10 protein-coding genes are annotated in these 13,569 nt (G+C 66.2%); all 10 read left to right on the forward strand.

Annotated features, from left to right (window positions below):
* Nucleotides 1-22: 22 nt before the first annotated feature.
* The 10 genes from rplA to rpsG all read left to right on the forward strand — a co-directional run bounded on the left by rplA (nt 23) and on the right by rpsG (nt 13,561).
* A complete protein-coding gene (rplA, locus tag Pmi06nite_RS14135; protein ID WP_203953428.1) occupies nt 23-733 on the forward strand; it encodes a 50S ribosomal protein L1 in 711 nt (236 codons plus the stop codon).
* A 422-nt stretch (nt 734-1,155) separates the two neighbouring features.
* Nucleotides 1,156-1,989 carry an SCO4651 family lipoprotein gene (locus Pmi06nite_RS14140; protein ID WP_203953429.1) on the forward strand — a complete coding sequence of 278 codons (834 nt, stop codon included), beginning with the start codon at nt 1,156-1,158 and terminating at the stop codon, nt 1,987-1,989.
* Between the two features lie 227 nt (nt 1,990-2,216).
* Entirely contained in the window at nt 2,217-2,741 is a 525-nt protein-coding gene (rplJ, locus tag Pmi06nite_RS14145) for a 50S ribosomal protein L10 (protein ID WP_203953430.1), read from the forward strand.
* 81 nt (nt 2,742-2,822) lie between these two features.
* On the forward strand, nt 2,823-3,212 hold the full coding sequence (rplL, locus tag Pmi06nite_RS14150) for a 50S ribosomal protein L7/L12 (protein WP_203953431.1): 390 nt from the start codon (nt 2,823-2,825) through the stop codon (nt 3,210-3,212).
* A gap of 169 nt (nt 3,213-3,381) precedes the next feature.
* Complete coding sequence (locus tag Pmi06nite_RS14155) at nt 3,382-3,873, forward strand: Rv1363c family protein (RefSeq protein ID WP_239113893.1); 492 nt, start codon at nt 3,382-3,384, stop codon at nt 3,871-3,873.
* On the forward strand, nt 3,870-4,376 hold the full coding sequence (locus Pmi06nite_RS14160; RefSeq protein WP_203953433.1) for a hypothetical protein: 507 nt from the start codon (nt 3,870-3,872) through the stop codon (nt 4,374-4,376). Before Pmi06nite_RS14155 ends, Pmi06nite_RS14160 begins: the two co-directional genes overlap by 4 nt.
* Before the next feature lie 424 nt (nt 4,377-4,800).
* Nucleotides 4,801-8,265 carry a DNA-directed RNA polymerase subunit beta gene (rpoB, locus tag Pmi06nite_RS14165; RefSeq protein WP_203953434.1) on the forward strand — a complete coding sequence of 1,155 codons (3,465 nt, stop codon included), beginning with the start codon at nt 4,801-4,803 and terminating at the stop codon, nt 8,263-8,265.
* 23 nt (nt 8,266-8,288) lie between these two features.
* On the forward strand, nt 8,289-12,164 hold the full coding sequence (locus Pmi06nite_RS14170) for a DNA-directed RNA polymerase subunit beta' (RefSeq protein WP_203953435.1): 3,876 nt from the start codon (nt 8,289-8,291) through the stop codon (nt 12,162-12,164).
* A 550-nt stretch (nt 12,165-12,714) separates the two neighbouring features.
* Nucleotides 12,715-13,089: a 30S ribosomal protein S12 gene (rpsL, locus tag Pmi06nite_RS14175; protein ID WP_061253213.1), complete on the forward strand. Its 375-nt coding sequence runs from the start codon at nt 12,715-12,717 to the stop codon at nt 13,087-13,089.
* Nucleotide 13,090: 1 nt separating this feature from the next.
* The gene (rpsG, locus tag Pmi06nite_RS14180; RefSeq protein WP_061253214.1) at nt 13,091-13,561 is read left to right on the forward strand and encodes a 30S ribosomal protein S7; all 471 of its coding nucleotides are present in this window, start codon (nt 13,091-13,093) and stop codon (nt 13,559-13,561) included.
* Nucleotides 13,562-13,569 lie beyond the last annotated feature (8 nt).

The following is a 13,569-nucleotide window of genomic DNA, read 5'->3' on the forward strand; positions in this document are numbered from 1 at the left end:
GAACTCCAACGAGGAGCGGAAAGTGAAGCGCAGCAAGAGCTACAAGAACGCGGCCGAGCAGATCGACCGCGACGCTCTGTACAACCCGCTGGACGGCGTCCGGCTGGCCAAGCAGACCGCCACCACCAAGTTCGACGCCACCGTCGAGGTCGCCCTGCGCCTGGGTGTCGACCCGCGCAAGGCGGACCAGATGGTCCGTGGCACCGTCAACCTCCCGCACGGCACCGGCAAGACCGCCCGGGTCCTGGTCTTCGCGACCGGTGACCGTGCCGAGGAGGCCCGCGCCGCGGGCGCCGACATCGTGGGCTCCGACGAGCTGATCGACGAGGTGGCCAAGGGCCGGCTCGACTTCGACGCCGTCGTCGCGACCCCCGACCTGATGGGCAAGGTCGGCCGTCTGGGCCGCGTGCTCGGTCCGCGTGGTCTCATGCCGAACCCGAAGACCGGCACCGTGACGCCCGACGTCACCAAGGCCGTCACCGACATCAAGGGCGGCAAGATCGAGTTCCGGGTCGACCGGCACTCGAACCTGCACTTCATCATCGGCAAGTCGTCGTTCGACGAGCGTCAGCTCGTGGAGAACTACGCGGCCGCCCTCGACGAGGTGCTGCGTCTCAAGCCGTCGGCCGCCAAGGGCCGCTACCTCAAGAAGGTCACCTTCACCACGTCGATGGGCCCCGGCATCCCGGTCGACCCGAACGTCACGCGTGGGATGACCGAGGTCGAGGCCTGAGGCACGACATGATCCGAGCCTGATCTCAGGTCCGGAGTCGGATTTCGTGAGAAACCCCTGCCCATCCGGGCAGGGGTTTCTTCCTTTCGGGCAGCACTCGCCGGGAGCGTCGACATGGTCGTCTTTCCCGATGCGCAGCTCTGTACGGCCCGGCCGTCCATCGCCGTCAGGGGCCATGTGACCTGCTCTCTCCTGGTACGGCATCGCGTGTCGTTCCCGGCTGCGCGGGCTCTTCCCGACATTCCCGAGCGGTATGAGAACGGTTTTTATGTTTTTTCGTATTTCACGGGCTAGATCCATCATTCGGAATGTGTAGGGATCGCGTATATCTCGTGGCGTTTTTCCCCTTACCCACGCGTCTCGGGTCCCCGCCGCATAGGGTCGGGTAGCACCTGTTGGGGGAAAACGAAGGGAATGTAGGTATGCGCCGGTTTCTGGTGGTCGCCGGAGTGGCGGTCGCGATCACGGCAGCGGGATGTGGCACGACCACGGCCACCCCGTCACTCGAAAAGCACCAGCTCACGGCGGCCGAGGTCCTGCAGCAGACGGCGCAGAAGACCGACAAGGTCACCTCTTACGCCGCGGACGTCGTCATGAACATCTCCGGCCCCAATGGCGAGTCCGGAAGCATCGAGGGCACCGTGCGCACTCAGAGCGCTCCGAAGTTCGCGATCGACGCCTCGTTCGACAAGATCAATTTCGGTGGCCAGAACGCCCCGGGCGGCATGAGGATGATCCTCGACGGTGACGTCGCGTACATGAAGATGGAGATGCTCCAGACGCTCATGGGCGGGAGCAAGCCCTGGATCAAGATCGACCTCAAGAAGGCCGGCGCCCAGGCGGGCCTCAACCTGGACGAGCTTCTCGGTCAGGCCAGCCAGATGGACCTGAAGACCAACACCAAGATGTTGACCGCCTCCAAGGACATCAAGGTGGTCGGCGACGAGAAGGTCGGCGGCGTCGACACCACGCATTACGCCGGCACCTACCCGATGGCCGAGGCGCTGAAGCAGCTGCCCGCCGAGGCGCAGAAGCAGCTCAAGACCCAGATGTCGGGGATGAAGGACACGAAGTTCGACGTCTGGATCGACGGCGACGGCCTGCCCCGCAAGATGGCGATGAAGATCGGTCAGGCCCAGGCGGGCGCGATGGACATGACCATGCTTTTCAAGTCGTTCAACGAGAAGCTCGCGATCAAGGCGCCGCCGGCCGGTCAGGTCGGGGAGCTGCCGACGAACGTGCCTCTGGGTGCCTGATTTGGCGTCCTAGGGATTGACACGTATTCTGTCTCCTGCCAAAGACCGCCGGTCGTCGCCGGGCTGTTTCGTAGCAAGGCGACCGAAGGATCCACATGAGTGGACGGCCCGCGTAGGTGTGGAGAGAGCTTGGGACGTCATCGTCCTTCCAAGCCCCGTGCGCCTGCGCCGGGGCTTGTTCGTTTGATGGGGGCCCTTCGCCGGCGGCACATCCTGGAAGGAGGCCCATGGCGAAGACGGACAAGACCGGTGCGGTTGCCGAACTCACGAACGAGTTCGAAGGCTCCAGCGCCGCCGTTCTCACCGAATACCGCGGTCTCACCGTCGCCCAGCTCAAGGAGCTGCGCGTTTCTCTCGGTGGGCATGCGAAGTTCGCCGTGGCGAAGAACACGCTGACCAAGATCGCGGCCAATGGCGCCGGGATCACCGTCCTGGACGACCTGCTCCGGGGCCCGACCGCCATCGCGTTCGTCAAGGGCGACGTGGTGGAGGCGGCCAAGGGTCTGCGTGATTTCGCCAAGGCCAACCCCCTCCTGGTGATCAAGGGTGGTGTCGTCGACGGCAAGTCGATGAGCCCCGCCGAGATCACCAAGCTTGCCGACCTCGAGTCCCGTGAGGTGCTTCTCGCGAAGCTGGCCGGTGCGCTGAAGGCCAAGCAGTCTCAGGCTGCCGCCACCTTCGCCGCGCTGCCCACCAACATGGCTCGACTCGCCGAGGCTCTGCGCGTCAAGCGCGAAGAGGCCGGCGAGTAGGTCCCGCACAGGCGGGCGGAGGAAGCGCGCTACCGCGGTCCCTTTTCAACGTTTTGCTAGATCCACTGGAGGAACACCATCATGGCGAAGCTCAGCACTGACGAGCTGCTCGACACCTTCAAGGAGATGACCCTCCTTGAGCTCTCCGACTTCGTGAAGCTCTTCGAGGAGACCTTCGACGTCAAGGCCGCCGCCCCGGTCGCGGTCGCCGCCGCCGTGGGTGGCCCCGCCGCCCCCGCCGAAGAGGCTGAGGAACAGGACGAGTTCGAGGTCGTCCTCGAGGCCGCCGGCGACAAGAAGATCCAGGTCATCAAGGAGATCCGCGCTCTGACGAGCCTGGGCCTCAAGGAGGCCAAGGACCTCGTCGACGGCGCTCCCAAGTCCGTCTTCGACGGCAAGGTCAACAAGGAGCAGGCCGAGAAGGCGAAGGCGGCCCTCGAGGGCGCCGGCGCCACCGTCACGGTCAAGTAGCACTTCGTCGGAAGGGCGGGTCCACCCCGGTGCCGGGTGGTGCCCGCCCTTTCGCATGTCCGGCGCCGGGCCGTACCGGAGATCGAGACTCCTATGGGCAGGCACGGTTCCCTGATCTATGTTGCGGAAGGGGATCCGGCGTCCGGCGACATGATCGGGGGTGGGCCAGGTGCGGCGCGCACTGGTCGTCTGCCTCCTGCTGCTCGTCACCGCGGCTCTGGGGGGAGCCGCCGTATGGGCCGGACAGGCCCGTGACGCCGCCCAGGCCGCGGAGGACGACCGTCGGTCGGCGGCGCGCGCGGCGGCCGTCCACGCGGTCAATCTGCTGTCCGTCGACCACAGGACCGTCGACGACGACATGAAGCGGGTCGTCGCGACGTCGACCGGCGAGGAGCGCGAGGAGTACGCCAGGAACGAGGCGGCCCTCAAGAAGGCCACCGTCGATAACAAGGTGGTCCAGACCGGCGTGCTCCGGGCGACCGGGCTGGCGTCCATGACCCGGGACCGCCGCGCGGCCGAGGTGCTGATCGTCGCCGACGCGGTGATCCACTGGGAGGACGGCAGGAAGGCCGCGCCCGAGGAGCGCTTCTACCGCTGGCGCATGGAGGTCACCAAGACCGGCGGGGTCTGGCTGGTCTCGAAGGCGGAACTCGTCCAATGAGGCGTCTGCTGATCGCTCTGGTGACTCTCTCGGCGTCGATCCTCGCCGTCGTGGTGGTTCGGACCGGTCTCGACCTACGGCGCATCCAGAACGGCGAGAGGTCCGCCGCGGCGGGCTTGGCCGCCGCCCGGACGCTGGCCCCAGACATGTTGTCGTACGACTACCGTACGATCGATCAAGATCTTCGAAGGGCGCAGAGCCGGGCTACGGGGACGCTGGTGGGGCGCTACCGCGAACTGGCCGCCACACTCCCCGCGGAGGCGCGGCGCCGGCGGCTTGTGCAGCAGGCCGTCGTGGCGGCGGCGGGCGTCGAGACGGCCACGCCGGAGGAGGTGCGGGTGCTGGTGTTCGTCAACATGACCCGGAGCAGTTCCGAGCCGGGTGGTGACGGGCCGGAGCAGCAGGTCAGCCAGGGGAGGGCCCGGCTCCTCCTGGTGACGGACGGCGACGGCTGGAGGGTCGCCGACCTGTCCACGCTGCTCGGTGACACGCCCGCTCGCTGACCCGCTTTATTCAATTGTTAGCAAAGGTTGCGTTTAGGGCACTTCGATCACGGGCAGATGTTCGGCACGGCGGCGTAGACCGATGGTCAGCGTTGGCCCGTCCGTGTGACGGAACGTTACCTGGACCGGCTCCCGGGTAGGGACTGGTTCCGATGATGTTCGTCCGTCGTCCGGATGGGAAACACCCAGCGTGGTGCCCGTCAGTTAGGCGAAATGTGGGCTCTCGGGCTTGACGTTTCGGCTCAGACGGGTGATGCTGCCACCAACGTGGAGCGCAGAGCGAGAGCGGAGTGGACAGGTGTATGCCTATCGGCTACACTGCCCCTTTGCGCTGCCCTTTGACGACCGTCTCTCTGAGTAATGCTTAGTCTCTGGTCGTCTGGCGTGCGTGTAGTCAGTCCGCGAGCCCTCGGAAGGACATCTGTTGGCAGCCTCGCGCAACGCCTCCGCCGTACCCGCCGGTCCCCGTAACGTGTCATTCGCACGTATCCAGGAGCCGCTCGAAGTCCCCGACCTTCTCGCCTTGCAGACCGAGTCTTTCGACTGGCTGCTCGGCAACGAGAAATGGAAGGGGCGGGTCGAGGCGGCTCGCCAGGCCGGGCGCAAGGACGTTCCGGCCCAGTCAGGTCTCGAAGAGATCTTTGAAGAGATCAGTCCCATCGAGGACTTCTCCGGCACCATGTCCCTGTCGTTCCGGGACCATCGGTTCGAGCCGCCCAAGTACTCAGTCGATGAGTGCAAAGACAAGGACATGACCTTCTCCGCCCCGATGTTCGTGACGGCGGAGTTCATCAATAACACCACCGGTGAGATCAAGAGCCAGACGGTGTTCATGGGCGACTTCCCGCTCATGACCTCGAAGGGCACTTTCATCATCAACGGCACTGAGCGTGTCGTGGTGTCTCAGCTCGTCCGGTCCCCGGGTGTCTACTTCGACCGTTCGGTCGACAAGACCTCCGACAAGGACCTTTTCGGCGCCAAGGTGATCCCGTCTCGTGGCGCCTGGCTCGAGTTCGAGATCGACAAGCGTGACAGCGTCGGTGTCCGTATCGACCGCAAGCGCAAGCAGCCCGTCACGGTGCTGCTCAAGGCGCTCGGTTGGACGACCGACCAGATCTTGGAGCGTTTCGGGCAGTACGAGTCGATGCGCGCGACCCTGGAGAAGGACCACACGTCCGGCCAGGACGACGCGTTGCTCGACATCTACCGCAAGCTGCGTCCGGGTGAGCCGCCGACGAAGGAGTCCGCCCAGACGCTGTTGGAGAACCTCTACTTCAACCCGAAGCGTTACGACCTCGCGAAGGTCGGCCGCTACAAGATCAACAAGAAGCTGGGCGCCCAGTCGGACATCACCCAGGGCACGCTGACCGACGAGGACATCGTCGCCACCATCGAGTACATCGTCCGGCTGCACGCCGGCGAGGAGTCGATGGGCCCCGAGGGCTCCGTCATCGTCGAGACCGACGACATCGACCACTTCGGCAACCGCCGTCTCCGCACGGTCGGCGAGCTCATCCAGAACCAGGTCCGCCTGGGCCTGGCCCGTATGGAGCGCGTCGTCCGCGAGCGCATGACCACGCAGGACGTCGAGGCCATCACGCCGCAGACCCTGATCAACATTCGCCCGGTCGTGGCGTCGATCAAGGAGTTCTTCGGCACCTCCCAGCTGTCGCAGTTCATGGACCAGACCAACCCGCTCGCGGGCCTGACGCACAAGCGGCGTCTGTCGGCCCTCGGCCCCGGTGGTCTGTCCCGTGAGCGCGCCGGCTTCGAAGTCCGTGACGTGCACCCGTCGCACTACGGCCGGATGTGCCCGATCGAGACGCCGGAAGGCCCGAACATCGGCCTCATCGGCTCGCTGTCGTCCTTCGGCCGGGTCAACTCCTTCGGTTTCGTCGAGACGCCGTACCGCAAGGTCGTGGACGGGCTGGTCACCGAGCACATCGACTACCTGACCGCGGACGAGGAGGACAGGTACGTGGTGGCCCAGGCCAACACGGGCCTGAACGCCGACGGCAGCTTCGAGGAGTCCCGCGTGCTGGCCCGCCGCAAGGGCGGGGAGTTCGAGGCCGTCCAGCCCTCCGACGTGGACTACATGGACGTGTCTCCGCGCCAGATGGTGTCGGTCGCGACCGCCATGATCCCGTTCCTCGAGCACGACGACGCCAACCGCGCGCTCATGGGATCGAACATGCAGCGCCAGTCGGTGCCGCTGCTCAAGAGCGAGGCGCCGCTGGTCGGCACCGGCATGGAGTACCGTGCCGCGACCGATGCCGGCGACGTCATCAGCGCCGAGAAGGCCGGCGTGGTCGAGGAGGTCTCCGCCGACTACGTCACCGTCATGAACGACGACGGCACGCGCACCACCTACCGTGTCGCCAAGTTCAAGAGGTCCAACCAGGGCACCTCGTTCAACCAGAAGCCCATCGTCGCCGAGGGCGACCGGGTCGAGGTCAACCAGGTCATCGCCGACGGCCCGTGCACCGACAACGGTGAGATGGCGCTCGGCAAGAACCTGCTCGTGGCGTTCATGCCGTGGGAGGGCCACAACTACGAAGACGCGATCATCCTTTCCCAGCGTCTGGTGCAGGACGACGTCCTGTCCTCGATCCACATCGAGGAGCACGAGGTCGACGCCCGCGACACCAAGCTGGGTCCTGAGGAGATCACCCGCGACATCCCGAACGTCTCGGAGGAGGTCCTCGCCGACCTCGACGAGCGCGGGATCATCCGCATCGGCGCCGAGGTCACCACTGGTGACATCCTGGTCGGCAAGGTCACGCCCAAGGGTGAGACCGAGCTGACCCCCGAGGAGCGCCTGCTTCGCGCGATCTTCGGTGAGAAGGCGCGCGAGGTCCGCGACACCTCGCTGAAGGTGCCGCACGGTGAGTCCGGCAAGGTCATCGGTGTCCGCGTGTTCAGCCGCGAGGAGGGCGACGAGCTTCCCCCGGGTGTGAACGAACTGGTCCGCGTCTACGTGGCCCAGAAGCGCAAGATCACCGATGGTGACAAGCTCGCCGGCCGTCACGGCAACAAGGGCGTCATCTCCAAGATCCTCCCCGTGGAGGACATGCCGTTCCTCGAGGACGGCACCCCGGTCGACATCGTCCTGAACCCTCTGGGTGTTCCCGGTCGAATGAACGTCGGTCAGGTCCTGGAGACCCACCTGGGCTGGATCGCGGCCCGCGGGTGGGACGTCAGCGGTGTCGAGGAGGCCTGGGCGGAGCGCCTGCGCGACAAGGGCCTGACCAGCATCGAGCCGCGCACCAAGGTGGCGACCCCGGTGTTCGACGGCGCCCACGAGGAGGAGATCGTCGGCCTGCTGAGCAACACCCTGGCCAACAGGGACGGCTCGCGCATGGTCGGCGAGAACGGTAAGGCGCGGCTGTTCGACGGCCGCTCCGGCGAGCCGTTCCCGCACCCGATCTCGGTCGGCTACATCTACATCCTCAAGCTGCTCCACCTGGTCGACGACAAGATCCACGCTCGTTCGACCGGTCCGTACTCCATGATCACCCAGCAGCCGCTCGGTGGTAAGGCCCAGTTCGGTGGCCAGCGCTTCGGCGAGATGGAGGTGTGGGCCCTCGAGGCGTACGGCGCGGCCTACGCGCTGCAGGAGCTGCTGACGATCAAGTCCGACGACGTGCTCGGCCGTGTGAAGGTCTACGAGGCCATCGTCAAGGGCGAGAACATCCCCGAGCCGGGCATTCCTGAGTCCTTCAAGGTCCTCATCAAGGAAATGCAGTCGCTCTGCCTCAATGTCGAGGTGCTGTCGAGCGACGGCATGTCCATCGAGATGAGGGACACGGACGAGGATGTCTTCCGCGCTGCGGAGGAGCTCGGCATCGACCTGTCCCGGCGTGAGCCGAGCAGCGTCGAAGAGGTCTGATCTAGAAGCTGAGGGGATCAAAAGTGCTCGACGTCAACTTCTTCGACGAACTGCGAATCGGCCTGGCGACCGCTGACGACATCCGGCAGTGGTCGCACGGCGAGGTCAAGAAGCCGGAGACGATCAACTACCGGACTCTCAAGCCGGAAAAGGACGGGCTCTTCTGCGAGAAGATCTTCGGCCCGACCCGGGACTGGGAGTGCTACTGCGGCAAGTACAAGCGCGTCCGCTTCAAGGGCATCATCTGTGAGCGTTGTGGCGTCGAGGTCACGCGCGCCAAGGTGCGCCGTGAGCGGATGGGCCACATCGAGCTGGCCGCGCCCGTCACGCACATCTGGTACTTCAAGGGCGTTCCTTCGCGCCTGGGGTACCTGCTCGACCTGGCCCCGAAGGACCTCGAGAAGGTCATCTACTTCGCGGCCTACATGATCACGCATGTCGACAACGAGATGCGTGACCGTGACGTGCCGTCGCTGGAGGCGAAGATCTCCGTCGAGCGGCAGCACATCGAGCAGCGCCGTGACGCCGACATCGAGGCCCGCCAGAAGAAGCTCGAGGCCGACCTGGCCGAGCTGGAGGCCGCCGGCGCCAAGGGCGACCAGCGTCGCAAGGTGCGTGAGGGCGCCGACCGCGAGATGCGGCAGCTGCGCGACCGCGCCCAGCGTGAGCTGGACCGGCTCGACGAGGTTTGGAGCCGCTTCAAGAACCTCAAGGTCCAGGACCTCGAGGGCGACGAGCTGCTCTACCGCGAGATGCGCGACCGTTTCGGCCGCTACTTCCGCGGCGGAATGGGCGCCCAGGCCATCCAGGAGCGGCTGAACAGCTTCGACCTGGACGCCGAGGCCGAGAACCTGCGCGAGACCATCCGCAGCGGCAAGGGCCAGAAGAAGGCCCGCGCCCTCAAGCGGCTCAAGGTCGTGGCGGCGTTCCTCAACACGAGGAACTCGCCGAGCGGCATGGTGCTCGACTGCATCCCGGTGATCCCGCCGGACCTTCGCCCGATGGTCCAGCTGGACGGTGGCCGGTTCGCGACCTCCGACCTGAACGACCTGTACCGCCGGGTCATCAACCGGAACAACCGGCTCAAGCGCCTCCTCGACCTCGGTGCTCCCGAGATCATCGTGAACAACGAGAAGCGCATGCTGCAGGAGGCCGTCGACGCGCTGTTCGACAACGGCCGCCGCGGTCGTCCGGTCACCGGTCCCGGCAACCGTCCCCTGAAGTCCCTCAGCGACATGCTGAAGGGCAAGCAGGGCCGGTTCCGCCAGAACCTGCTGGGCAAGCGTGTCGACTACTCCGGCCGTTCGGTCATCGTCGTCGGCCCGCAGCTCAAGCTGCACCAGTGCGGTCTGCCCAAGCAGATGGCGCTGGAGCTGTTCAAGCCGTTCGTGATGAAGCGCCTGGTCGACCTGAACCACGCGCAGAACATCAAGTCGGCCAAGCGGATGGTCGAGCGTGCCCGTCCCGTCGTGTGGGACGTGCTCGAAGAGGTCATCACCGAGCACCCGGTGCTGCTCAACCGTGCGCCCACGCTGCACCGTCTGGGCATCCAGGCGTTCGAGCCGCAGCTGGTCGAGGGCAAGGCGATCCAGATTCACCCGCTCGTCTGCACCGCGTTCAACGCGGACTTCGACGGTGACCAGATGGCCGTGCACCTGCCGCTGTCCGCTGAGGCGCAGGCCGAGGCCCGCATCCTGATGTTGTCGACCAACAACATCCTCAAGCCGGCCGACGGCAAGCCCGTGACGATGCCCACCCAGGACATGGTCATCGGTCTGTACTGGCTGACGACGGACAAGGCCGACGCCGTGGGCACCGGCCGCGTGTTCGGCACCGTGTCGGAGGCCCTCATGGCCCACGACCGGCACGAGCTGGACATGCAGGCCAAGATCCAGGTCCGGCTCAAGGACGTCCCGCCGCCCCGTGGCTGGGAGGCCCCGGAAGGCTGGGAGGCCGGCGAGCCGATCCGGCTGGAGACCACGCTCGGACGGTGCCTGTTCAACCAGACGCTGCCGGACAACTACCCCTTCGTGAACTACCAGGTCGGCAAGAAGCAGCTCTCGGGAATCGTCAACGAGCTGGCCGAGCGGTACCCGAAGGTCGAGGTCGCCAACGCGCTCGACTCGCTCAAGGACGCGGGCTTCCACTGGGCGACCCGCGCCGGTGTGACGATCTCGATCGAGGACGTCGTGGCCCCGCCGAACAAGGCGTCGATCATGGAGTCGTACGAGAAGCGGGCCGACAAGGTCCAGCGCGAGTACGACCGTGGTCTGATCACCGACGAGGAGCGCCGTCAGGAGCTCATCGAGATCTGGACCCACGCCACGGCGGACGTCGAGACCGACATGGTCAACGCGTTCCCCGCGACGAACCCGGTCTGGATGATGGTGAACTCCGGCGCCCGCGGTAACAAGATGCAGGTGCGGCAGATCGCCGGCATCCGTGGCCTGGTGTCCAACACCAAGGGTGAGACGATCCCGCGGCCGATCAAGTCCTCGTTCCGCGAGGGCCTGTCGGTGCTGGAGTACTTCATCTCCACCCACGGCCAGCGGAAGGGTCTGGCGGACACCGCGCTGCGGACCGCCGACTCCGGTTACCTGACCCGTCGTCTGGTCGACGTGGCCCAGGACGTCATCGTCCGCGAGATCGACTGCGGCACCGACCGCGCGGTCCCGCTGCACGTCGGTGAGCGTGACTCGCAGGGCAACCTGGTCAAGGCCGAGAACGCCGAGAGCAACGTCCACGGCCGGATCCTGGCCGAGGACGTCGAGGTGGACGGCAAGCTCGTCGCCTCGGCGGGCGCCGACATCAACGACCTGATCGTCACGGCGCTGGTCGAGGCCGGGGTCGAGACGGTCCGGACCCGTAGCACCCTGGTGTGCGAGGCCAAGATCGGTGTCTGCGCCACCTGCTACGGCCGCTCGCTGGCCACCGGCAAGCTGGTCGACGTCGGTGAGGCCGTCGGCATCATCGCGGCCCAGTCCATCGGTGAGCCCGGCACCCAGCTGACCATGCGTACCTTCCACACCGGTGGTGTGGCGGGTGCGGACATCACGCACGGTCTGCCGCGTGTCCAGGAGCTGTTCGAGGCGCGCATCCCCAAGGGTGTCGCTCCGATCAGCGAGGTCATGGGCCGGGTGCGGATCGACGAGACCGACAAGACCCGCAAGATCGTCATCACTCCGGACGACGGCTCGGAAGAGATCGCCTACCCGGTGTCGATGAGGTCCAGGCTGCTGGTCACCGATGGTCAGCGGGTCGAGGTCGGCCAGTTGCTGATCGCCGGTGCGCGCAACCCGAACGAGGTCCTGCGCATCCTCGGCCCCCGTGCGGTGCAGCTGCACCTGGTGGACGAGGTCCAGCAGGTCTACCGCTCGCAGGGTGTGTCGATCCACGACAAGCACATCGAGGTCATCGTCCGGCAGATGCTCAAGCGGGTGAACGTGCTCGAGTCGGGCGACACCGAGTTGCTGCCCGGTGAGCTCGTCGAGCGGCCGCGCTTCGAGGTGCTCAACCGTGAGACCAAGGCGGAGGGTGGCCAGCCGGCCTCCGGCCGTCCGGTCCTCATGGGCATCACGAAGGCGTCCCTCGCCACCGAGTCGTGGCTGTCGGCGGCGTCCTTCCAGGAGACGACACGAGTCCTCACCGACGCGGCGATCCACGCCAAGTCGGACTCGCTGCTCGGCCTCAAGGAGAACGTCATCATCGGTAAGCTCATCCCGGCCGGTACGGGTATGCCCCAGTACCGCAACATCCGGGTGGAGCCCACCGAGGAGGCCAAGGCCGCGATGTACACGGTCGGCGGCTACGACGGCTCCGCAGCGGACTACACGTTCGGCTCCGGCAGCGGCGAGGCCGTCCCGCTGGAGGAGTACGACTTCGGCCAGTACGGCCGGTAAGTCCTAGAAGAAACGCCCGGAGGGGATCACCCCCTCCGGGCGTTTTCTATATTCACGGTTCTCGCTCCGCGCGTACGGGGGCGCCCGCCGCGCCGGAGGCGAGGCAATCGGGCGCGAAATGGCCGGAAGACCTGTCCCGTGCCGGTAGACTTCGCTATGAGCCCAGTGGCGGCCTGTGAGGAAGGCAGGACGCGGGGGCCATGGCACGGATCACAATCGACCTGGCGGCAACTGTTTTGACTCGTTGCGTCGTGCTGGGTAATCTTTGTCTTCGTGCCCATGGACTCCATGGGCTCGCATGCGTGCGCTCGGAGGTCGTTCCCGATGGGGAAGGCTAGAGCGGCGTGTGACTCCTCCAGATCGGCCGGGCTTTCCGGGTGTGAGTGCGCTCAGTGCGCGACACGCCCGACCGCGTGGGCCGAAGGAGACTAAAAACCAGCAGGTCATGACACCGGCAGTGCCTGCGAAATGCACGGCCTGGAACGGGAAGCCACGGCGTCCCGGCCCAGGAACCTACGTATCACCGGCCAAGGCACGAAACGGAGACGCGGTGCCCACCATTCAGCAGTTGGTCCGAAAGGGCCGGCAGGACAAGGTCAGTAAGACCAAGACTCCTGCTCTCAAGGGAAGCCCGCAGCGACGCGGCGTGTGCACGCGCGTGTACACCACGACCCCCAAGAAGCCCAACTCGGCGCTGCGCAAGGTGGCCCGTGTTCGGCTCACCAACGGCATCGAGGTCACGGCGTACATCCCTGGAGTGGGTCACAACCTCCAGGAGCACTCGATCGTGCTCGTGCGTGGCGGCCGTGTGAAGGACCTGCCGGGTGTTCGCTACAAGATCATCCGTGGCTCGCTGGACACCCAGGGTGTCCGTAACCGCAAGCAGGCCCGCAGCCGTTACGGCGCGAAGAAGGAGAAGAGCTGACATGCCGCGCAAGGGTTCCCCTGGCCGCCGCCAGCTTGTCGCTGACCCGGTGCACAACTCCCCGTTGGTCACGGCGCTGATCAACAAGGTTCTTCTGGACGGCAAGCGCTCGATCGCTCAGTCGATCGTGTACGGCGCCCTCGAGGGTTGCAAGGACAAGACGGGCAACGACCCGGTCGTCACCCTCAAGCGTGCGCTCGACAACGTCAAGCCCACTCTCGAGGTTCGCAGCCGCCGCGTCGGCGGTGCGACCTACCAGGTGCCGGTCGAGGTGCGCGCGGCGCGCAGCACCACGCTGGCCCTGCGGTGGCTCGTGCAGTACTCCCGGGCCCGCCGCGAGAAGACCATGACCGAGCGGCTCATGAACGAGCTTCTCGACGCGAGCAACGGCCTCGGCGCCAGCGTGAAGCGGCGCGAGGACACCCACAAGATGGCCGAGTCCAACAAGGCCTTCGCTCACTACCGCTGGTAGTCGGCGGA

It is taken from the genome of Planotetraspora mira (genome assembly GCF_016863275.1).
GTDB lineage: Bacteria > Actinomycetota > Actinomycetes > Streptosporangiales > Streptosporangiaceae > Planotetraspora > Planotetraspora mira.

Bases quoted from the DNA above. Each gene is read 5' to 3' on its own strand.
- Pmi06nite_RS14140 (WP_203953429.1), top strand. From the start codon at position 1,156: ATGCGCCGGTTTCTGGTGGTCGCCGGAGTGGCGGTCGCGATCACGGCA.
- rpsG (WP_061253214.1), top strand. From the start codon at position 13,091: ATGCCGCGCAAGGGTTCCCCTGGCCGCCGCCAGCTTGTCGCTGACCCG.
- rplL (WP_203953431.1), top strand. From the start codon at position 2,823: ATGGCGAAGCTCAGCACTGACGAGCTGCTCGACACCTTCAAGGAGATG.
- Pmi06nite_RS14160 (WP_203953433.1), top strand. From the start codon at position 3,870: ATGAGGCGTCTGCTGATCGCTCTGGTGACTCTCTCGGCGTCGATCCTC.
- rplJ (WP_203953430.1), top strand. From the start codon at position 2,217: ATGGCGAAGACGGACAAGACCGGTGCGGTTGCCGAACTCACGAACGAG.